Origin of the sequence: Arenibacter sp. F26102 (genome assembly GCF_023015865.1) — a bacterium.
Classification (GTDB): Bacteria; Bacteroidota; Bacteroidia; order Flavobacteriales; family Flavobacteriaceae; genus Arenibacter.
Genome location: NZ_JALKBC010000008.1, coordinates 120,487 through 142,263, shown reverse-complemented (window position 1 = coordinate 142,263; position 21,777 = coordinate 120,487). Strand labels below are relative to the sequence as shown.

At 39.0% G+C, this 21,777-nt stretch carries 21 protein-coding genes; 8 read left to right on the top strand and 13 right to left on the bottom strand.

What is annotated here, in order from left to right; all coding sequences use genetic code 11:
• Positions 1 to 234 precede the first annotated feature (234 nt).
• Positions 235 to 2,988 carry a PAS domain S-box protein gene (locus MWU78_RS13340; RefSeq protein ID WP_246998516.1) on the top strand — a complete coding sequence of 918 codons (2,754 nt, stop codon included), beginning with the start codon at positions 235 to 237 and terminating at the stop codon, positions 2,986 to 2,988.
• Positions 2,966 to 4,033 (top strand): response regulator, encoded by a 1,068-nt coding sequence (locus MWU78_RS13335; RefSeq protein ID WP_246998514.1) that lies wholly within the window; start codon positions 2,966 to 2,968, stop codon positions 4,031 to 4,033. Before MWU78_RS13340 ends, MWU78_RS13335 begins: the two co-directional genes overlap by 23 nt.
• 35 nt (positions 4,034 to 4,068) lie before the next feature.
• On the opposite strand, the gene MWU78_RS13330 is transcribed toward MWU78_RS13335, so the two are convergent.
• Genes MWU78_RS13330 through MWU78_RS13320 form a run of 3 tightly spaced genes read right to left on the bottom strand, consistent with a single transcriptional unit; the run spans position 4,069 to position 4,975 of the window.
• Positions 4,069 to 4,290, bottom strand: a complete 222-nt coding sequence (locus MWU78_RS13330) for a DUF6327 family protein (RefSeq protein WP_246998512.1) — start codon at positions 4,288 to 4,290, stop codon at positions 4,069 to 4,071.
• Positions 4,291 to 4,294: 4 nt separating this feature from the next.
• Complete coding sequence (locus MWU78_RS13325) at positions 4,295 to 4,639, bottom strand: hypothetical protein (RefSeq protein ID WP_246998510.1); 345 nt, start codon at positions 4,637 to 4,639, stop codon at positions 4,295 to 4,297.
• A gap of 6 nt (positions 4,640 to 4,645) precedes the next feature.
• Complete coding sequence (locus MWU78_RS13320) at positions 4,646 to 4,975, bottom strand: YtxH domain-containing protein (protein WP_246998508.1); 330 nt, start codon at positions 4,973 to 4,975, stop codon at positions 4,646 to 4,648.
• Between the two features lie 167 nt (positions 4,976 to 5,142).
• Here MWU78_RS13320 and MWU78_RS13315 point away from each other — a divergent pair, with 167 nt between their 5' ends.
• The 4 genes from MWU78_RS13315 to MWU78_RS13300 all read left to right on the top strand — a co-directional run bounded on the left by MWU78_RS13315 (position 5,143) and on the right by MWU78_RS13300 (position 7,464).
• The gene (locus MWU78_RS13315; protein WP_246998506.1) at positions 5,143 to 5,634 is read left to right on the top strand and encodes a hypothetical protein; all 492 of its coding nucleotides are present in this window, start codon (positions 5,143 to 5,145) and stop codon (positions 5,632 to 5,634) included.
• Between the two features lie 136 nt (positions 5,635 to 5,770).
• A complete protein-coding gene (locus MWU78_RS13310) occupies positions 5,771 to 6,538 on the top strand; it encodes a sigma-70 family RNA polymerase sigma factor (RefSeq protein ID WP_246998503.1) in 768 nt (255 codons plus the stop codon).
• Positions 6,539 to 6,565: 27 nt separating this feature from the next.
• On the top strand, positions 6,566 to 6,964 hold the full coding sequence (locus MWU78_RS13305) for a hypothetical protein (RefSeq protein ID WP_246998501.1): 399 nt from the start codon (positions 6,566 to 6,568) through the stop codon (positions 6,962 to 6,964).
• A gap of 134 nt (positions 6,965 to 7,098) precedes the next feature.
• Entirely contained in the window at positions 7,099 to 7,464 is a 366-nt protein-coding gene (locus MWU78_RS13300; protein WP_246998499.1) for a hypothetical protein, read from the top strand.
• Here MWU78_RS13300 and MWU78_RS13295 read toward each other — a convergent pair.
• The 3 genes from MWU78_RS13295 to MWU78_RS13285 all read right to left on the bottom strand — a co-directional run bounded on the left by MWU78_RS13295 (position 7,461) and on the right by MWU78_RS13285 (position 10,478).
• Complete coding sequence (locus MWU78_RS13295; RefSeq protein WP_246998497.1) at positions 7,461 to 8,225, bottom strand: exodeoxyribonuclease III; 765 nt, start codon at positions 8,223 to 8,225, stop codon at positions 7,461 to 7,463. The genes MWU78_RS13300 and MWU78_RS13295 overlap by 4 nt on opposite strands.
• Before the next feature lie 178 nt (positions 8,226 to 8,403).
• A complete protein-coding gene (locus tag MWU78_RS13290) occupies positions 8,404 to 10,086 on the bottom strand; it encodes an AarF/UbiB family protein (RefSeq protein WP_246998495.1) in 1,683 nt (560 codons plus the stop codon).
• A gap of 5 nt (positions 10,087 to 10,091) precedes the next feature.
• The gene (locus tag MWU78_RS13285; protein ID WP_246998493.1) at positions 10,092 to 10,478 is read right to left on the bottom strand and encodes a hypothetical protein; all 387 of its coding nucleotides are present in this window, start codon (positions 10,476 to 10,478) and stop codon (positions 10,092 to 10,094) included.
• A gap of 213 nt (positions 10,479 to 10,691) precedes the next feature.
• On the opposite strand from MWU78_RS13285, the gene MWU78_RS13280 reads away from it, so the two are divergent.
• Entirely contained in the window at positions 10,692 to 10,901 is a 210-nt protein-coding gene (locus MWU78_RS13280) for a DUF2892 domain-containing protein (protein ID WP_246998491.1), read from the top strand.
• Between the two features lie 106 nt (positions 10,902 to 11,007).
• On the opposite strand, the gene MWU78_RS13275 is transcribed toward MWU78_RS13280, so the two are convergent.
• Together MWU78_RS13275 and pta are read right to left on the bottom strand one after the other, a co-directional pair.
• Positions 11,008 to 12,198, bottom strand: a complete 1,191-nt coding sequence (locus MWU78_RS13275) for an acetate kinase (protein WP_246998490.1) — start codon at positions 12,196 to 12,198, stop codon at positions 11,008 to 11,010.
• A gap of 23 nt (positions 12,199 to 12,221) precedes the next feature.
• Positions 12,222 to 14,315 (bottom strand): phosphate acetyltransferase, encoded by a 2,094-nt coding sequence (pta, locus tag MWU78_RS13270; protein WP_246998489.1) that lies wholly within the window; start codon positions 14,313 to 14,315, stop codon positions 12,222 to 12,224.
• Between the two features lie 249 nt (positions 14,316 to 14,564).
• On the opposite strand from pta, the gene MWU78_RS13265 reads away from it, so the two are divergent.
• A complete protein-coding gene (locus MWU78_RS13265) occupies positions 14,565 to 15,428 on the top strand; it encodes a universal stress protein (protein ID WP_246998488.1) in 864 nt (287 codons plus the stop codon).
• A 66-nt stretch (positions 15,429 to 15,494) separates the two neighbouring features.
• Here the strand turns inward: MWU78_RS13265 and glk are convergent, their stop codons facing one another.
• The 5 genes from glk to MWU78_RS13240 form a co-directional block, all read right to left on the bottom strand.
• On the bottom strand, positions 15,495 to 16,571 hold the full coding sequence (gene glk / locus MWU78_RS13260; protein WP_246998487.1) for a glucokinase: 1,077 nt from the start codon (positions 16,569 to 16,571) through the stop codon (positions 15,495 to 15,497).
• 60 nt (positions 16,572 to 16,631) lie between these two features.
• The gene (locus MWU78_RS13255) at positions 16,632 to 17,573 is read right to left on the bottom strand and encodes a 1-phosphofructokinase family hexose kinase (protein ID WP_246998486.1); all 942 of its coding nucleotides are present in this window, start codon (positions 17,571 to 17,573) and stop codon (positions 16,632 to 16,634) included.
• Between the two features lie 434 nt (positions 17,574 to 18,007).
• Positions 18,008 to 18,574 carry a cupin domain-containing protein gene (locus MWU78_RS13250; RefSeq protein WP_246998485.1) on the bottom strand — a complete coding sequence of 189 codons (567 nt, stop codon included), beginning with the start codon at positions 18,572 to 18,574 and terminating at the stop codon, positions 18,008 to 18,010.
• Positions 18,575 to 18,780: 206 nt separating this feature from the next.
• Positions 18,781 to 21,189, bottom strand: a complete 2,409-nt coding sequence (gene ppsA / locus MWU78_RS13245) for a phosphoenolpyruvate synthase (RefSeq protein WP_246998483.1) — start codon at positions 21,187 to 21,189, stop codon at positions 18,781 to 18,783.
• Positions 21,190 to 21,293: 104 nt separating this feature from the next.
• Positions 21,294 to 21,746, bottom strand: coding sequence for a pyridoxamine 5'-phosphate oxidase family protein (locus MWU78_RS13240; protein ID WP_246998481.1), 453 nt, complete (start codon positions 21,744 to 21,746; stop codon positions 21,294 to 21,296).
• Positions 21,747 to 21,777: the final 31 nt, after the last annotated feature.

The window sequence follows — 21,777 nt, the reverse complement described above, 5'->3', positions numbered from 1 at the left end:
AAACAAATACGCACATGACCATTATCAGGTTTAAAGAATCTATTGAATTCATATGTTGTATTATGACGGATGTCATTTCTTACAGCTTAGGATACCAATACATTTGTGGAACTTGGTAGGAACAGACTAAAAAAGTTTACAATAGTGTTGGTTTACTAGAACCAATAACGCTCAACTGGTCTTTCCTTTTCTGTTTGGTGAAGACATTTTTTAGTAAAATTCCACAAATCGACAATGAACGAAAAAATAACAAATACCGATCTTTTTCAAGTCATTTTTGATGCTTCGTTAGCAGGATTGTTCGTGGTTAATGAGCTCGGTTTTATTTTAATAGCAAACCAAACCGCTGAAAATCTTTTCGATTATAGTGCTGGGGAATTGGCGAACATGAATATTCATATGATCGTTCCCGATTGGAAGAAAAATGCAGAGGCTGCCCAATCAAAGAAAAATAGAGCAGAACCAATTCAGTTTTTTGGCCTCAAAAAAAATGGAATTAGCTTTCCATTGGATATTAGGTGTGCCCCAACAGTCTTAAAAGGTCAAAATTTATTTGCACTCTATTGTAAACCAGCGGACACCCCTGTTTTTGAAAGTGATAGAAGGTTTCGGAATTTGGTGTCCAATGTAGCGGGAATAGTGTATAGTTGTAAGGCTCACAGCCCCTATTATATGGAGTTTATCAGCGAGACATGTAAGGCTATAAGTGGTTATTCACCCCAACAATTTTATGAAGACCCTGCACTTAGTTGGGAAAATTTAATTCACAATGAAGATCTGCCAAAAGTTCTGGAGGAGCTTGGCAGGGCAGTTAAGGAAAAAAGAGCATATCAGCTTTCCTATAGGATAATTACCTCCCTAAAGGCAATAAAATGGATATGGGAGCAGGGTTCCTTTGTAACTGATGACCAAAATGTTCCTTTTAGAAGGGAAGGATTTATGCATGATGTAACGGACTTAAAGACAGTGGAAAATGCCCTGGTAAAGGAAAAAAAATTGCTTCGCCAATATATGGATACTTCTCCTTCTATGTTTCTGGTCATCAATAAGGACCATACCGTTGAACTTGTTAATAAAAGGACCTGTGAAATATTGGGAATTGAACAAGATGCTATTTTGCACAAAGACTGGTTTACGGAATTTATACCTAAAAGGAACAAAAAGCAATTGATCGAACTGTTTGAGTCTATTTTTGAGGATAAATTAAATCTGCCCAATTTTTACGAAAACCATGTTGTTGCCAAAGGTGGGCAAGAGCGCTTAATTCAATGGAACAATGCTGCCTTGAGGAATGGTAATAATGAAATTGTTGGGGTCGTAAGTTCTGGATTGGATATAACCGATACCAAGTTGATACAGAATACCTTGAATATTAGAAATAGGGCCTTGGAAGCTGCAGGCAACGGAATCGTTATTGTGGATGCCCAAGACCCAGAACTACCTATTATTTATTGTAATCAGTCCTTTACCCATATAACTGGTTACGAAGGGAGTGAGGTTATAGGGAAAAACTGTAGGTTTTTACAGAATAATGATCGCGATCAACCTGAAATTAGGGACTTGGCAAAAGCCATTCAACAGGGAAGGCCCTGTAGGGTGGTGCTGCGAAATTATCGTAAAGATGGCACCCTTTTTTGGAATGACCTGTCCATTACCCCGCTATATGATGAAGATCGAAAACTGACACATATTATTGGGGTCCTGAACGACGTGACCGAAATACAGCAGAACAAGAGGAAATTGGAGGAATATGCCCTACAATTAGAACATAAAGTGGAAGAACAGACCAAGGAAGTACAATCAGCCGTTCAGCAGCTGGTAACTACTAGTTTGAACCTGGAAGATCAGGTAGTGGAAACTAATAGGGCGGAAAGAAAGGCCAAACTTAGTCAGGCATTGTTTACGGCTATAGCTCATAATTTCCCCAATGGAGTAATAATGATCTTTAATACAGATTATGAACTAGTATATGTGGAAGGAGAGGAAATGGACCGTATTGATATTATGAAGTCCCATTTTGAAGGGATTCCAATATATGACATCCCTATTTTTTCAAAACAGCAGCTAAAAAAGATAAAGTCGGATATAGAAAAGACATTGGAGGGGGCAAATATTTCCTTCGAAATAGAATTTAAAGATCAATACTATGCAGTTAATTCCACACCCCTCTATTCCGATGAAAAAGAAATTAAGTGGGCCTTGTTTGTCTATAACAATGTTACCGAACAAAAAGAAGTTCAGTATAAATTGGAAAAGACGCTGTTAGTGGAAAAGGAGCTAAATGAGTTGAAATCACGTTTTATCTCAATTGCCTCCCATGAGTTTCGAACTCCGCTGAGCGCCATACTTTCATCTGCCATCCTAATTGGAAAACAGAATGAACCGGGAAAGGAGGATAGGAGGATGAAACATGTAACCAGGATAACGACAAATGTAAGGGACCTTGTTGTTATTCTAAACGATTTTCTATCCCTTAGTAAGCTGGAGGAGGGTATGGTACAGGTAAAACCACAGATTTTTGATTTAATACAATTTGTAAAAATATTGATTGATGAGATGGAACCAAACAAAAAAGAGGGTCAGAACATCTTTTTAGAGCATTCCAAGCCTGCAATAACCGTTTTTCTGGATCCTAAATTATTGAGCCATATCTTAATCAACCTGCTCACTAATGCAATAAAGTATTCTGAACAGCAACAAATGATCAACATTAAAATTTCAATAAAGGACAAAAGCTTATTCATTGATATTAAGGATAAAGGCATGGGCATACCCAAGGAGGAGCACAAAAATCTATTTAACCGTTTCTTTAGGGCTGAAAATGCCACCAACATACAAGGAACAGGGCTTGGGCTTCATATTGTAAAACAGTATACGGAACTATTGGGTGGCAGCATTAGTTTTAAAAGTAAAATGGGAGAAGGAAGCACGTTTAGCATAAAACTCCCTGTAAATATAAACGAGTATGAAAAAAATTCTGTTAATTGAGGACAACAAGGATGTAAGGGAAAATACGGCCGATATATTGGAATTGTCCAACTATGAGGTGGTTACGGCCGAGAATGGGAAAATAGGGGTCGAACTTGCCGAAAAGTTTAGGCCAGACATAATTATATGTGATATTATGATGCCGGAACTGGACGGTTATGGGGTATTGGAACTAGTGGGTAAAAACAGTGCAACTTCTAGTATACCCTTTATATTTTTGACTGCAAAAACCGATAGGGCAGAGGTGAGATTGGGAATGAATTTGGGGGCAGACGATTATTTGACAAAACCCTTTGAGGAAAAAGAACTGTTGGAAGCCATTGCCTCACGTCTACGAAAGAGCGACTTTCTTAAAAAGGAGATAGTCAAAAATATGGAAGGGCTCAATAAATTTATGGACGAGGCGTCACAATACAGCGATCTTAAAAGTCTTTCCAAGAACTATTCCCTTAAAAAGTATAATAAAAGGGATATCATCTTTTGGGAAGGTGACAATGCCCATTCCTTATTTTTTATAGAACAGGGCAGTGTCAAGACCTATAAAGGCACTGAAACTGGAAAGGAATTTGTGACGGGAATTTTTGGACCGGGAGATTTTATCGGGCAACTTTCCCTGTTAAATTCCAAAATAGCATATGTTGAAAGTGCTATGGTTTTGGAGGACTCCGAATTGTGCACCATACCTAGGGATGATTTTACGAAATTGCTTTATGGCAACTCGGTGGTTTCTCAAAAATTCATTGGAATGATTTCCAATAATCTCATGCACATGCAGGAACAATTAGTGGATATGGCTTTTGCTTCGGTAAGGCAGAGGGCTGCGAAGGCCCTTTTGGAGCTTTATGATAAGAATGTTATATTGGATAAACCAAATGGTGGATTAGGAATCCCCAGAGAGGATTTTGCCGGAATGATCGGTACGGCCACGGAAACGGCCATCCGCACTTTGTCAGATTTTAAGGATGAAGGTTTAATTACCACGGATCATGGAAGAAGGATTATTATTTTAGACGTAGAGGGACTGAGAACTGTGGCAGATTTTTAATATTGGTTTTAATGTAGATCAAGATAAGATTAAGGCTATTGTCTCCTGTTAAAAATTCCCTTGAGCTTCTTTATGGCAAAAGCCAATAAGATTTGTTGTATGCTACCCTTAAGGCTTCCCGCCAATTGCAGAGGTCGGAGATTTGCCTTGGCCTGATTGAGGTTCAATTTTAGGCTTTCTATTTCAATTTTACGTTGTAATTTTAAGGCCATTAGTCTTTCATCAATCTCCTTAAAAGAGTTGTAGTGCTTGCCCATAGTTTCAATCAAAATAATGTTTGGAAAATTTGCGAAGTAAAGGAGCATTGATCTTATCCCTGAGAAAATAACAGATGATAGCAATAAGGATATAACCTATACCTGTAAACAAAAATCCAAGGTATGCGCTTTCCAAAACTACGTTCAGGGCATTGGATGCCGCCCACGATAATAAAAACAAGGCCAATAGGGCCAAGGCGCCTACTAATAGAGTTATTGCAAAAGTGGTTACAAGCTCCATAAGAACTTTAAAAATCTTTAGCTTGGCATACTCCTCGCTATTTTCTAGATAAGACCTTACATCGGCTTCTGCCTCTGTAAGGTCTTTCTTAAGTTCAGTCAAGGCCATGCTACCTTATTTTTGAAATTGTGCGTTTTTCTTTTTAAGGTCCTCCAATTTGCGCTCCAAGGTAGCAATAATGTCATCTGCCTTATAGCTCATTGTGGATATGGCTTCATCCAATTTACGGTCAAAAGCATCCTTTTTCTCGTTTGCGGTTTTGGTAAGTTCCTCTTTGGCATGGGAGATTCTATCGGTTAAGTCTTGGGTAGTTTCCCCAACCTTACGCTTTATTTTGTGCCTAGTTTCTATGCCTTTGTCTGGAGCATATAAAATCCCAATTCCTGCCCCTATAGCAGCCCCTGTCAATAAAGCCAAAAGAATATTTCCGTCGTTGTTTGTCATGATTTTTATTTTTAGTTTTAGATTTCTGTGAATGTATTTTTATACATCCCAAAGTTAACGCTATCAAATTCCTTTTGAAATGATTTAAATCATATCCTAAATTCTATTAGATTCTTAACTTGGAATTGGACTAATACCAACCCGACCATTTCATAATTATTGAATAAATGAAATCTAAGGTTAACATATCGGTGAGGAGGTTTTTTGCAATAATGGAATTTCAGAATTTACGAATGTTGAAAAAGGCTATCGAGGTAATTCAGGCCAACGTGGATAAACCCCAGATGTCTATATTGGGTAAACTTGATAACAACAATATTTCCCTGGATGAAATAAAGACCAATTTGGAACAAGAGTTAAAAGAATTTTGGAATGGGGTTTTGAAATCCAAGGTACCTTTTGGGATATTCCCCAATGCACAATTAGGAACTCTCTTTATTGCGGGCAACTTGGCCTCACAATTCTTATTGGATATATCGGGTATACCGCTGGGTTCTATGTCCGCTGGCCCATATGGAATTTTAAGGGGATTGGGATTATCGGAGTATAAGGTGAACTTTCATCTAAAATTGCTAAAAGAAGGGCATTTTCTTCTTTTGGTGCGCGACAGTTCCATGAAGTTGGAGCTAATAGAAGAAGAATTGGAGAAATTAAGCTAAGTAATCAGCTGAACTCCGAGGATTTTTATCTAGTTTTTTAGTCCAGATCCGCTAGGGAGAAATGATATTAATCATTTGTTTTGAAGTAGGAGGTTGGCATTTTTGAAGTACAGTAATATTGGATAATTTATAAGCTATGGAAGATTCTGTAAATATTTATCAAAGTCAAAGGGAGTTTCATCTGTTTGTGGCCAATTCCTTTTTTGATTTAAAACGGCTAAAGAAAGAAGGAAACCTCAAGGCATTCAATCAGGTTTTATTAAAAACGATGCCAGAGGTCAGGCGATATGTCCAAAAAAATTTGAACCGAGCCTTGGTAATGCGTAAGATCGATAGGAACAAGTATAAGGCGGACGATTTAATTGACCAACTTTTTATAGAGGTATATGACCATTTGGACGAGATTAAGAATGAAAATGAGTTGCATCCCTGGATGTTCAAAAGAATAGACAAATTGTTGGATGATATACTGGTAGAAGAAGAATTCGATTCAATTTTCTTTGATAATATAGAGACCTACTCCAAACCCGAATGGGATGCGATGCAGGAAGAATATTCTACAGATGGCGATGGTGATCTTGTTATGACCGAAGAACTGGACGATATTTCCTATGCGAAGAACGACTATGTTCTAAACCAAATTTTTATTGGGGATGACGATGAAAAAGTGATACTCCAATTGGATAAAGAATTGGGAGCGGAGAACATTAGAAAACATGCTGAAATGGTGCTATGTCATATGCCCATGCACATGCGACGGGTATATGAACTATTTACAGAACATCAGTTTGAGGTGGCGGAAATTGCCAAAATACAAAATAGTACCATTAAAGAGGTGGAAACTCTATTGGAGGCTGCCAGAAAGGGTTTGCGTACTAGTTTTTTAAAAAGATATATAGGTTAAATAGGGTATAATTTAAAATGTAAGCTAATGAAGGCCGAATCATCAGGTTCAAAAAAGTCAAAAATGTTGGGTGAAGCATTGGGTGCACTACACCACGAAAGTAGGGAATGGATGAATATCGTTGCATTTTGGAAGGATGAGTCCAAATTTTTCACTGATTTGCTGGATAGGGAACAAATAAATGCTTCTGAATACGGACAGATGCTCCAATATCTGGACAAGATCCATGAAACCCTATTTGATTATTTGGCCGAAGATATTGTAGCGCATGAAAAGCAGTTGGCCCATTTACTTAGTGCAGAGAAAGGGGTATCCGATCAGGACTACCGAGAAAAACATGCTATCCTAAGGGAACAAATGGGTTTGTTTGCCAACGACTTTAGGGAATTTAAAAAAATGGTATTTGGGTACGCCAAGAAATTGTGATTATATCTTTTGCAGGTGTAGCTCAGTTAAGTACTGGACAAAAAACAATGTCTCAACTGCGTTGGACCAACTTTAAAAGGTATAACAGTTTTTATCAACTGCTGTGGTGACACGGATCAAATACGAATTTAATTATGGAAATTTCTATTTTTACTTCAGAAGACAAGACTATGGATAGTATTGCCAATTTTTTGGATTTCTATTATAGTCTTCGTTTAAAGCACTTGGCAAGCGATCTACTGGAACAAGGTTTATCTCCAGAACAAATCACGGAAGCGGTAGTCAAGGCCATGACCGTTGGGAGATCTTCGGGTTTGGAAATTGATCAACACTTTAGGCCTGTTTTCACAGGGATAAAAAAGCAGGTGGTTAGTGACTGTAAGTTGTCACATCTGGCATATGGTTTGGTACTAATGAACGCGGATGCCGGTCTCCAGGTTGTAGGGAATTTTCAGTTGAGTGTACTGCAACAATATTTAGGAGAACATGGCGCCTTTTAAAATTCTATTTCCAAGGCTATAGGGCAGTGGTCCGATCCAAAATATTCCGATAGAATTTCAACAGATTTTATACGTTCTACCAGGGACTTGCTCACCAAAAAATAATCTATACGCCAACCGGTGTTTCTTTCCCTCGATTTAAATCGATAACTCCAATAGGTATAGGCAACTACATCCGGATGAAAAAGTCTAAATGAATCTACAAAACCGGCTTTGACAAAATTATCCATTCCATCTATTTCAATTTGGGTGTATCCTGCCGTTTTGTTATAGTTGCTCTTATCGTTCTTAAGGTCAATTGGTCTATGAGCCACATTAAAATCTCCACAGGCAATTACGGGTTTTGTCTTTTCAAGATTTTTGAGGTATTTTAGAAAATCGGCATCCCACTGCTTACGGTAGTCCAGACGTTCCAATTGTTGGCCTGAATTGGGCACATATACATTCACCAAAAAGAAATTTTCGTACTCTGCACATTGTATTCGGCCTTCTTCATCATGCTCGGAAACATTCATGTCCATGGTAATGCCAAGTGGTGCTATTTTGCTCAAAAGTGCGGTGCCGGAATAACCCTTTTTATCGGCCGAATTATAGTTTTTGTTATAATGCTCCAATGTTGAAAGTGTCTTCTCAACCTCGTTGTCCTGAGCCTTGGTTTCTTGAAGGCAAAGAATATCAGGGGCCATTTTTTCCAGAGTTTCAAAAAAGTCTTTTTTTGCAATGGCCCTAATGCCGTTGACGTTCCATGAAATTATTTTCATCGCTTCAATTTTAATTTGAAAATAGGCTGTTAAACCGTGATAGGAATAAAGATAACAATTAGGTCCTGTTTAAAAAAAATGACGAGTGAAAGTTTGGTGCAATCCGTTATCAACCCTACAATGGAATACAAAATGTTCATTGCTGCAGGGGGGCAGGTGTAAAATAAAATTGGAAGACTTAGTATTCTTTATTCCTGTAAATGGATATCAATATAACTAATCCAATAACTGCGGAAAGTAAAAAACCTATGGCACCCAATAACGGTATTCCGCTAATCTTCGGAGGCATATCTGCCATTACCAAAAGAGCAGAACCAATAGATAGGGCAGCAATAATAACAGCATAGACCAAACGGTTAAAAGCAGTCTTTAATGTTTTTCTAAAGTCGTTGAGACCTTTGTGCTCATGCACTATGACCAATTTTCCGTCCTTGATCTTATCCACAATTTCATTAATGTCTGCCGGTAATTTGTCCAACAAAGCATTGTAATCCTGAAATCGATTTACATTCTTTTGAAAAAGTCGTTTTAGGCCAAAGCGTTTGCGGGTAATTTTGGCCATATATGGTTTTAGATTATCCGTAATGTTGAATTCAGGATCTAATTTTAGTCCTACACCTTCAATAATGACCAAAGCCCTAATAAGAATATACAAGTAGTGGGGTATGGTAATCTTGTTCTCGTAAAGAACATTTTTAAATTGTTCCAATGTGATTCCCAACTTAATGTTTCGAATAGATGTATTACTAATGCCTTCCACTAATTCATATAAATCATATTCCAGTTTTTTTTCATCCGGGATATCGGTCTTTAAGGCAATTTTCTTAAGAATTGGAATTATTTTCTTTACATCTTTTTTTAAAAAACAAAGGAGAAGTTCCATTAAGGATTCCTTGTCATTGGGCATTATGGTTCCCATCATCCCAAAATCTATGAAACAGATTTTTTGGACCTCCGGGAGAACAAATATATTTCCCGGATGCGGATCGGCATGAAAAAAGCCATGTTCCAAAACCTGTTCCAAATACAGGTCCACCCCAACTTTTGCCACTGCCCTGGAATCAATATTTTGTTCTCTTAACTTTTCAAGTTCTGAAACCTTAATTGCGTCAACCCAGTCCATACATAAAATCTGGTCGGTGCTCAGTTCGCGATATCCCTTGGGAACATATATGGCATCGTTACCCTCAAAATTTTTGGCAAAATGTTCCAAATTATCCATTTCCCTTAAAAAGCTAAGCTCTTCGGTGATGCTTTTTTCAAAGGATTCCACCAACTTCAGGGGCTGAATGGCCTTTATATGGGCACTATATTTTTCCAAGGCCATGGCCACTTCTTTCATAATGGAAATATCGGAGGCAATTACTTCCGATATGTTTGGTCGCTGTATTTTTAACACAACCCAATTGCCATTAAGCAGCTGCGCCTTATGAACCTGAGCCAAAGAGGCGGCTGCAAGTGCGGTGGGTTCAATGGATAGGAAATATTGGGAACAATCAATATCCAGTTCTGCAGATATAATTTTTTCCACTTCAAAGTTCGGCATGGATGGCGCTTGATCTTGCAACTTTTCAAGCTCCTTAATTAAACCTGGTGGTAACATATCGTCACGGTTGCTCAAAATCTGCCCCAATTTTACATAGGAGGGACCTAGTTCTTCCAGCACCATTCGGATTCGCTCAAACGTAGATATTGATAATAGCTTTTCTGTCTCCGGATGTTTGGCGAGGTAATTTTTAGGGATGAACTTTTTGGCTTTGCTACTGGCCATAACGTCCTCAAAACCATATTTCGTAAGTACCCCAAATAGCGTGTTGTATCTTTTGAGGTTTTGTTTCTTGGGAAGTTTTATTCCGAACATATAAATTATAGATATTTGGTCAAAAATCGGAAGAAGTCTTTTTTTAGATCGGCATAGATCTGTTCTTGTATCTCCATTTTTTTCCTAAACTCCATGTGTTTTTTTACCATTGTGGTGTCTATGGCATCCTGTCCCGTTAGATTTTGTCCGGCTATCCGGGTTTCATGTATTTCAATAGCTTCCAACATATCCTCTATTACTCCTCCGTGTAGGATAAATTCATTTTGAAAGTGTTCCAGTTGCTTCAGCACCTCTTTTTTGGTCCATCTAGTGACCAATTCACTAAGCCTAATATTGAAAAATATCAATTCATCCTTCCAAAAAAAGAGCTCGCGTCTCCAAGTTTCGTGTTCAAAATGTAAGTTGGAATTATAAATGATTTCTTTTTCCATGATAATTTATATGTTAAATAATGAGGTCGGTTCCAAATTTATTTAAACCTAATGACCCCTGAAATGATATATGTCATTTGAGGACGTATACATATCCCTTTACTTTGAAGTGTTAAATTGAATATTTGTAAAATCAACCATAAAAAGAGCTTCCGAATCCATACAAACTTGGCTGTTGGCTCCTTATTTAATGTCTAACTTAAATTTATAATTATGAAGAAAAATATGGGTAATGTAGACCGAATCTTCCGGTTTGTTGTCGCTGCGGCTTTGATTGCGCTTTATTATAACGGTACTATCTCAGGAGCCCTCGGCATTGTCCTAGTGATATTGGCGATTGTCTTTTTTCTTACCAGTTTTATGGGCTTTTGTCCTTTGTACCTTCCGTTTGGAATTAAGACATGTAAAGCAAAAAAGGAATAAAGGTTAGCCTTTTCACTGGCGTATTTCACGTATTTTATACTAATGATCAATAATGGTGGAAAATTGGATTTATCCAATAATCAACGAAAAACCTATGGTATCCATTTTATTGATTTTGAGATAGATTGTAGGCCTGTTTGGCTATCTCCAGCTCTTCGTTGGTAGGTATGACCAATATTTTTACCTCTGCCTTGGCGTTACTAATTTCCCGGATGTCGGATGACTTTATATCATTTTTACTGGCATCCAGGACTATGCCATAATAGTCCATTTCTGAACATACAAGTTTCCTAAGTGTACTGGAATTCTCCCCGATACCCGCGGTAAAGACCAGGGCATCCAAACCGTTCATAGCGGCAGCATAGGCGCCGATATATTTCTTTATGCGGTAAGCGTTCATTTCCAAAGCTAGAATACATTCCTGATTTCCTGATGCTGCTTTGGCTTCAATATCCCTTAAATCGCTATGACCTGTAAGTCCGAGCATGCCACTTTTTTTGGTGAGTAGTGTTTTTACCTTTTCCAAACTATATCCCAAACTATTTACCAAATAGAAAATCAGTGCATGGTCTATATCTCCACTTCTAGAGCCCATGATAAGTCCGTTGGAAGGGGTGAAACCCATTGAATGATCAACACTTTTTCCATCCCTCACCGCGGTCATACTGCAACCATGGCCCAAGTGTATGGTAATTATTTTGGATGTATTCAATTGTAGATAGGAAATGGCCCTTTCGGACACATATTTATGACTGGTGCCATGAAAACCATAGGCCTGGATACGGCGATCGGTATAAAGTTCATTGGGCACGGCATATTTTTTTGCCATAACAGGCATTGTATGGTGAAAAGCGGTATCAAAAACAGCAATTTGTTTGGCAGAGGGAAAAACCTCTTCGGCCAATACTATTCCTTCCAGGTTATGTGGATTGTGCAATGGGGCAAGGACGGACAGTTCTTGGATTTTATCTTTTACTTCCTGTGTAATCAAGGTTGTTTTTGAAAAGGTATTTCCACCATGTACCACCCGGTGGCCTACAATTCCAATATCGTTGACATTTTTAATAACCCCATTCCTGGGGTCCATCAATAGCTTGGCCATTTTTAGGAACCCTACATTGTGATTGGATATTTCCTCTATTTCCTCAGAATCCACAGTATCGGTTTTATAGTTCACTGTGGAGTTTTTTGAGCCAATACGTTCTATCACCCCCTTACAGATCAATAGCTCCGAAGGCATTTGAATCAATTGATATTTTATGGAAGAACTGCCAGCGTTGATGATCAGTATGTTCATAGTATTAAATTTATCTATTTAAGTTAAAGGCCTTGTGCCTGTATGGCAGTAATTACTACAGTATTAAATATGTCGTCTACGGTACAGCCACGGCTTAGATCGTTTACCGGCTTGTTCAGGCCTTGCAACATTGGACCAATGGCCAAGGCACCAGTTTCCCTTTGCACGGCCTTATAGGTGTTGTTTCCTGTATTGAGGTCCGGAAAAATAAAAACACTGGCCTGACCGGCCACCTCAGAATCCGGAAGTTTACTTCTGCCCACATTTATATCCACTGCAGCATCGTACTGAATGGGCCCTTCCACTTTTAGATCGGGCCGTTTCATTTTTATAATTTCCGTAGCCTTGCGCACTCTATCCACGTCTTCACCTACCCCGGAGGCTCCAGAGGAATAGGATAGCATGGCAATCTTGGGTTCAATGCCAAAAGCGGTACTGGTAGCTGCCGAGGAAATGGCAATTTCAGCCAATTGTTCTGCTGTGGGATTTGGATTTATGGCACAATCCCCAAATATGGTAACTCGATTGGGGAGACACATAAAGAACACCGATGAAACTATGGAGACCTCTGGTCTAGTTTTTATAAATTGCAATGCCGGCCTTATGGTATGCTGGGTAGTATGAATGGCTCCGGAGACCATACCATCGGCATGGCCTTTGTAGACCATCATGGTTCCAAAATAGGAGACATCCTCCATAAGGTCTTTCGCCATTGCGAGATTAACATTTTTATTCTTGCGCAGCTCGTACAGGGTGTTGGCGTAATCCAAAAAATTAGGGGACGATTTAGGGTCTATAATATTGATGCTGCTGGATTTCAAATTAATATCCAGCTCCGTAATTTTTGTCTTTATTTGCTCAGGGTCACCCAACAAGGTAATTATAACTGCATTGGTATCTATTAGCTTTTTAGTGGCCAATAGGATACGTTCGTCCGCACCCTCTGGGAGAACAATATGTTTTTTGGCTGATTTTGCCCGTTTTAAAAGATTGTACTGGAACATCCGAGGAGTAATCCCCTCGGCCTTAAAGGTAATAAGGCGTTCCGCCAATTCATTGATTGGGACATATTTTTCGAATTCTTGTATAGAGGTTGTTATTTTCTCCTTGTTTTCTGCATATATTCTGGGTTTTATGGTACCTATATGGTTGGTTACCGAAAAAGTACCGTCTGCAACCGAAATTATGGGTATGATATCGGACAGACCCTCAATAAGTTTAATGATAGAATCCTCTGGCAACAGACCACCCGTTAGTATTATCCCTGAAAGATTGGGATAATTTGTAGAGATGTTGGCCTGTAATGCACCTAAAATAATATCTGCACGATCCCCCGGTGTAATTACCAAGCTATCTTCTTTTAAATGGGTGAGATAATTACGGAGTTGCATGGCTCCCACACTAAATTTGCCGGCTTGGTTGTTTATGAAATCCGCACCAAACAATATTTTGCCCGAAAGCTTTTGTGAAATTTCCTTTACAGTAGGATTTCCCAAAATGGGGTTCAGGGGAATAGCCCCTACCAACACTTTTTCGGGTAGTTTTTTCTTGAGTCCGGAAACCACAAGATCAACGTTCTCCGGCTGCACTTTATTGGCTACCGCTAACAGTACTTCCACACCTTTTTCCTTAAAGGAATCATAGGCCATGTATATATTTCCGACTAATTCTTGTAGGGGCTTGCCCTTTCCGTTAGCTATGATGACCGCGGGAATACCCAAGTTCTTAGCTATAAGTACGTTAATGTCCCATTCTATGATGGCGCCTTCCCCAGAAAAATCGGTTCCTTCCACCAAAACAATATCGAACCGATCTTCAATAGCCTTATATTTATTGATGATTTTACCTATTATTTCATCATCCCTGTCCATATTTTTAAGTTGTACCACCTGACTACGGGTGTAGGCAAAGGAATCCTCAAATTTTTGGTCCACCTCAAAATGCTTAAGTATGGTATCGATATGGTCGTCGATATTGTTCTTTTCAAAGTCATCTATAATTGGCCTGAAATAACCCACTTTGGCAGTTTTTCCCAATAAAAGTTGCATAAGGCCCAAGGATACGATCGATTTTCCACTATTGGGTTCCGTGGTGGCTATATATATGGCTTTACTCATAAATCAATTGGATTTCTTAAACTTTATTTTAAACAAGCATTATTACAAATGCGAAGATCGGCCTAAGAAAGATTACCTTATATGATAGATGTCATTTATTGATTCAACTTAAGGCTCTAATTTTATTGCTCAAACATTATCCCTCTTTCAAATTTGCTGTTGGATTAAACCATATAATTAGGGATAGGTTTAATAGCAATAATAATTGACCAGCAAGTTTAGTCCATAATATTTCAATACAACTCAAAAATGAAAACACTGCTTTATGCCACGGATTATTCAGAAAACTCAGTCTCTGCTTTGAAATTTGCACATGCCTTGAGTCAAAAACTCGGCGCACGTTTGGTTATTACCCATATATTTGAATTTCCCAGTATTTTAGGGGCCGAAGCACTTGATAATCCCCTTCCTCATATACAGGAAGTAGCTTTTAAAACCAACCGTTCCAAATTGGAGAAATTATGTAAGGAACATCTTGGCGACAATTGGGAAAAGCCTAATATAAGATTGGAGGCAGCAGAAAACAGTTCTGTCATAAAAGGGATAATTTCCAAGGCAGAAGAATGGCATGCCCAAATGATTGTGGTTGGTACTAAGGGAGGAAGCGGTTTGGAGGAATTAATTTTGGGCAGTACCACCAAGAAGCTGATTGAAAAGGCACCATGTCCTGTTTTGGCTATACCTAAGGATGTAGATCGTATTAATATCCGTACCATAGTCTATGCCACAGATTTTGAGGAGGAAGATATACATGCCATCCAAAAACTAACTGAAATTGCCAAACCATTAAAGGCTAAGATAAAGGTGGTGCATATTTCCACAAATGACGAATATGGGGGCGACTTGTCGATGGAGTGGTTTAAAGAATTACTCCAAAATAAGGTAGATTATCCAGAGATTGAATTTGAGCTATTGTTTTCAGCGGATGTTTTTGATACACTGAGAGTATATTTAGGAGTAGTAAATGCGGATATTGTGGTAATGTTGGAAAGGGAAAAGAAGGGGTTTCTTAAAAAATGGTTCCATAAGGACCTAGTTAAGAAAATGGAGGACTACGGTAGGGTAAGCTTAATGAGTTTTAATGAGAAAAACCATCAGACCCTACATTTTTAAACTATTCCCAATTCTGCGTCTTAAATCCCAAATCAATATTTGGCAGATTCAAAAGTGTAATAAATCCTAATCCCAGCGAAGTGCCATAGCACCGTAATAAGCTGCACCAAGGAGTGGTGTTTTTTCGTTGAGGATTACTTTTACCGGCACCATTTCCAAGAGAAAATTTAAACGCCCGGATTGGATAAAATTGCTGTAAAAAACTTCCCGTTTAACCCCTTTAATAATCTTTGGTAAGATGCCCCCGCCTATATATATTCCACCGGTAGCCTTAAATTTTAGAGCGAGTTGTGCTGCTTCTATAGCCAAGAATCGTATGAAAAGGTCCAAAGTTTCTACACAAACAGAATCTTTTGCTTCCAAGGCTATCTTGGTAATGGTGGCGGAAGGATTTTCCTCCGACATTTGATCACTAAGCCATTGAGGCTCCTTTATGCCACTAATTGCCCGTAAGAACATATATAGATCTAATATTCCCGGACCGGATAATAATCTCTCCCAACTCACATGCCCATATTTTTGTTGGAAGTATTGCAAAATCTTTATGTCCAATTCATTCCGTGGGCTAAAATCGCAATGACCACCCTCACAAGCGAACGGATGGTAGTGGAATCCATCCCAGAACATTCCCGCCTCCCCAAGTCCAGTGCCTGGCGATATTAGAGCTGCATTACCTGGTATTTTGGGACCAGATTTTAGTGTTTCAAAATCCTTTTCTTCGAGTGCCGCAAGTCCATAGGCATTAGCCTCCATATCATTGATCAAGGAAACGGAACTAATATGCAGCTCTCTACTAATTTCTTCGCTTTCTATGTCCCAGGAAAAATTAGTTCCAGATACCTTGCCTTGGGTTACAGGACCGGCAAGCCCTAAACAAACCCCATTTATCCTTGGCAATTCTTTGGTATGAAAGGCAGCCACTATCTCCATAAAGGATTTATATTTTTTCGTGGGATACGACTTTTCCTTTAATGGAAGCAGATTGCCGGCCTGCACTTTAAAAAGTGCCAAATTTGTTTTTGTACCGCCAACATCAGCTGCCAAAATTATCCCTTTGTTATGGGGTGCATTGGTGTTCATGAATGCCAACGGAATCTCCCCTTCATGGAGGGCAGGTAGGGCGAATTTTTGAATATTTTCCATGGTAGGAATCTTTTATGCAATAGCTTTGTTCTTGTCCATATTTATCGACTTTTTGCTGGTTTACTTTTGTGTCTTTAGGACCCATTGGTACAAATTATCCGCATCGTTCTTATTGCATAGTTGAGTACCTTCATGCATGGTAGCTGCAGTACCACAGGCTACACCATATTTTACCATCTCACTATAGGTTTTGCCCTGAAGCAGACTCACGATCATACCTGCCACCATACTATCACCCGCTCCAATGGTACTTTTTTGTAGAACAGTGGGTGCGGGAATATGCTCCATTAGGTTTTTAGTAGCCAATAGGGCTCCTTTTGCACCCAAAGAGACTACTAGTATCTCACAATCATGCTCATTCAAAAACTTTTTGGCCAATGGTTCCAGTTCCATAGCGGATATGGATTCTACCCCGCATAAGGAACTTAGCTCGCCCAAATTGGGTTTAAGCATAAAAACTTTGGATTTAGTGGCCTTTACCAAAGCCTCACCGGAAGTGTCCAATACAAACCTTGACTTTTTATTTTTGGCCACTTCGGCTACCTGAACGTAAAAATCATCGGGAATTCCAGGCGGCAATTTACCGCTGGCCACCAAATAGTCACCTTCTTCCAAATTTTTTTCCAATTGATCAAGTAGGGTTTCCCATTCTTCTTTTTCTACATTTGGTCCAGGAACCCCAAAGCGGTATTGTAAATTGGTAATGGTATCGGTAACAGCAAGATTATCGCGTGTCCATCCCCTAATGGGAATCGCTAATTGGTCAATACCTGCCTTGTCCAAAAGTTGTTTTAAATGTTCTCCGGTAGGACCGCCTGCGAGATATATACAGAGTGAATCCATTCCCAATTTTTTAACGGCACGGGATACATCAATGCCACCTCCTCCCGCATCGTAAGTTGGCGCAGTACAACGAAGTTTCGTGTTAGGGCTAATGCCAGCTACTGTAACGCTTTTGTCCAATACGGGATTTAATGTAAGAGTTACTATTTTTTTACGCATGTTAGTCGGAGTTAATAATTGTTCATGATTCAATTAATTTGGATTTTGCAATAAATGACCTTCACTAATTTTGGGGGGTATCCTTGGTTCCAAATCAGTGGGTACATGAAATACCATTCTAAATGATATGTTTTCCTTTTTTTCATTGGACTCAAATGGACGTTTTTATTATTGGAAAGTCCTTTTTCAATATAATCCGGATTCTTAATCGTTGTTTGAACAAGATTGGATTACGGCACACGATAAGGTGTTGCAATTGTAATAACAAAGGAAGTAATTATGAAGGTGATCTAATATGATATTGGTCATTACCTTATAGTAATATCCATTCTATTGCTGCATGGATTGTAAGGTTCAAGGCATGTGTTTGTTTAATAATAAATAGTCATTGAATGAGGTATGTTTCAATTTATCGCACTGTCTTGGGAGACAGATCAATCAATTTTCAAGGGAGGTCCTACAACCTGCATTTCATTGTCTGCAAATAGTTGCGAGATCTCTTTGGTATTTGGTTCATGATCCAATGCTGCCATGGTAACAAAAATATTCTCCATTTTGCCTGCGGGCTGAAAAATTACTAGCATTTTACCTTTTTCAGATACTTGGGTCCACGCGTGCGGAACTTTCCTAGGTAGATATATGCTATCGCCAATTGTGAGATTATAGGTTTCGCCTCCGACCTTAAAATAATATGCACCTTCAAGGACATAAAATATTTCGTCCTGCCGTAGGTGTATATGCAAAGGAGTGCCTTTCCCTTGGGAAAGTGAAGTTTGTTCAAATATAGCTAGGTCATTATCGTTGTCACTACCGGATATTTTTACATCCATTATATTGGAATTTACGCCCTTTAGTTTTATGTGGCCATGTATTCTACCTTCTCCTGCATTAATTTTAAAGCCCTTGGTCTTTCTTTTTATTACTTTCTCCATTGATGAAAATGATATTAAAGGAAGCGTAGCGAGTGCAGATAGGGCTGCAATGAAACTGTTTCTTTGCATGTGTTATAGATTAAAGATTGGAAGGGGAAGTGGAACATTCCTTATTGTTCCTATATCTAAATTACGGAATAAGCGGATCCAGTCAGTGAAATTGTCGGAATAAAAATGAAAAATATTTTTGTGCAGTAATTGAAGCCAATTTATAAGTTTATACAATTTAAAAATTGCCGATAATTATGTTTTAATATCGAATTTTGACTTTAAATTTAATTACTACTTTCCGCCATTCCAAAGCTAATCTTACTTTCCTCAGCCACATTTATATTTTTAATTCCAGCGATAAGGGCATCGGGGTTAAAGGATATGGAGTTGATTCCTTGTTCTACAAGAAATTGGGCAAACTCGGGGTAATCACTAGGTGCCTGTCCGCATAGTCCAATTTTTGTATTGGTTTTACGAGCCGAAGCAATGACCATGGCGATCATTTTTTTTACTCCAGGGTCATTGGCATCAAAAATGTCGCTTAAGAGCTGTGAATCGCGGTCCACCCCCAAAGTCAATTGGGTAAGGTCGTTGGAGCCTATAGAGAAGCCATCAAAAAATTGTGAAAACTCCTCCGCGAGTACAACATTGTTGGGAATTTCGGTCATCATATATAGTTGTAGGCCGTTTTCTCCTCTTTTTAATCCGTAATCTGCCATAAGGTCAACCACTTTTTCAGCTTCCTTAATAGTACGACAGAAGGGAATCATAATTTTTACATTGTTAAAACCCATGTCTTCCCTAACCATTTTCATTGCTTTACACTCCATTTCAAAAGCCTCTTGGTATTTGGGATGATAGTAACGTGATGCTCCCCTAAAACCGATCATAGGGTTGGACTCAATTGGTTCAAATTCCTTACCGCCTATTAAATTGGCGTATTCGTTGGATTTGAAATCACTGGTTCGAACAATAACATCCTTGGGATAAAAAGCTGCCGCTATGGTAGCTATGCCCTCTGCAAGTTTATGTACAAAATAATTGGCCTTGTCAGGGTAGTGATGTGTTAGTTTATCAATAAGTTTTTTGGCTGGGACATCCTTTAAGGAATCAAAACGTTTTAGCGCCATGGGATGGATTTGGATGGAATTGTTGATAACGAATTCCAATCGCATCAGACCAACGCCGGCAGTAGGGTAAAACGACAGCTTGAAGGCCTGCTCTGGATCTGCCAGAATAAGCATGGGTTGGGTTAATGGTTTTTTCAATGTTGTTGTATCCACCACTTTTTCATCCCATTTTAGTATTCCTTCGTAGACTACACCCGTATCCCCATCTGCACAGGAGATGGTGATATCTTGGCCATCCTTGATCGTTTGAGTGGCATTTAGGGTACCCACAATGGCTGCCGCTCCAACCTCACGGGCAACAATTGCAGCGTGACTTGTTCGTCCACCTTGGTCGGTAATAATACCGGCCGCCTTTTTTAGGATGGGATCCCAATCCGGGTCGGTCTTTTCGGTAACAAGAATTTCTCCTGGTTGTAGTTTGTCGGATTCCATGGGGCTATGAATTATACGGGCTTTTCCAGCGGATATTTTGTTGCCAAGACCCATTCCGCTTGTAATTTCCCTACCTTTTTCCAATAAGGTATAGGTTGTAATCCTTAACTTATCCTTTTTTGCACTTTGCACAGTCTCTGGTCTTGCTTGTACAATGAACAGCTCATTCGTCAATCCGTCCTTGGCCCATTCTATATCCATAGGACGGCCATAATGCTCTTCAATGATTATGGCCCAGTCAGCCAGTTTAATGACTTCCGGGTCCGTTAGTACAAATTGTTCTTGCTTTTCTAATTTGGTATTGAGGTTAAGCGTGCCACTGCCTGAGGGGTCATATATCATTGTTTTTTCCTTGCTCCCCAATTTTCTTGAAATTATAGGTTGGTGTATCCCCTTTTTTACACTGGGTTTAAAAACGAAGTATTCGTCTGGATTTACACTTCCCTGGACAATATTCTCCCCTAAACCCCATATGCTGGATATCAGGATTACCTGATCAAAACCGCTGTCTGGATCTATGGTGAAATTAACACCGGAACTGGCCAGATCTGAGCGTACCATTAATTGGACACCTATGGATAGGGCTACCGTGGTCTGGTCAAAATTATTGTCTTCTCGGTATTTAATGGCTCTGTCTGTAAACAGCGAAGCATAACATTTATGACAGGCAGCAATCAATTCATCCAAACCCTTCACGTTAAGATAGGTTTCTTGTTGCCCTGCAAAGCTGGCATTGGGAAGATCTTCTGCCGTTGCACTACTGCGGACGGCCAAGGAGATTTCCGGGCCATATTTCTTCACCATAGTAATGTATCCCTTTTCCACTGAAGTTTTAATGGCCTCAGGAAATTGTGCTTTGGCAATTTTGTTACGTATAGCAGTTCCAACTTCCCTCAAATTGGAAAAATCCTTTTTGTCCAATTTTTCCATTTCCATGAAAATGAAGTCCTTTAACCCTGCCTCCTTTATAAAGAGCCAATAAGCTTCAGAAGTAGTGGCAAACCCGTCAGGAACTTGAACTCCCTTCGAAGTCAGGTTTTGATACATTTCACCCAATGAAGCATTTTTGCCTCCCACTTCGGGGACATTGTTTATGTCTATTTCGTTAAAGTGTCTTATGTAGTTTTTCATCACCAATACAATAAATGGTTTCTTGAAATTACTTATACAGGGATGTACAGCTAGTTACAAATAGCTGGAAAAAAAAGGGGGAACTTACCTTTGGCTTATGAATCCTAGGTCTCTTTTCTTTTTCCAGTAATATCCAATATTTTAATACGGTATACGGTTGGAATTCCCCGAGAGTACAATTTGCTGGAAAATTCACTTATAAATTCCGTTTCTCTATGCTCCTTGGCAAGGATAAGGCTTTTGACGCCCTCCGTAAATTGATGTAATTTAAACTTGGCATCGATACCCTTAAGTTCTTCATAGGTTCCATGGGCCATAACGGATTGCCAATTGTTTGTTGATTTTATTTCCTCCACTAATAGGGAAACCGCATTGTTTTTTCGCATGGATTCTATCTTATGGCCATCCGCGGAATAACTTATTAATGAGTGATTTTCCTTGTCATAATAATAGGTAATAGGAAGAACATATGGTTGATTTTGGCATATGTATCCCAAGTGACCGGTATAATTATCCTTAAGTAAACGAATACTTTCGCTAGTGGTTAAATTTGTCATAATCCTTTATAAGTAATCAATAAACTGCCTT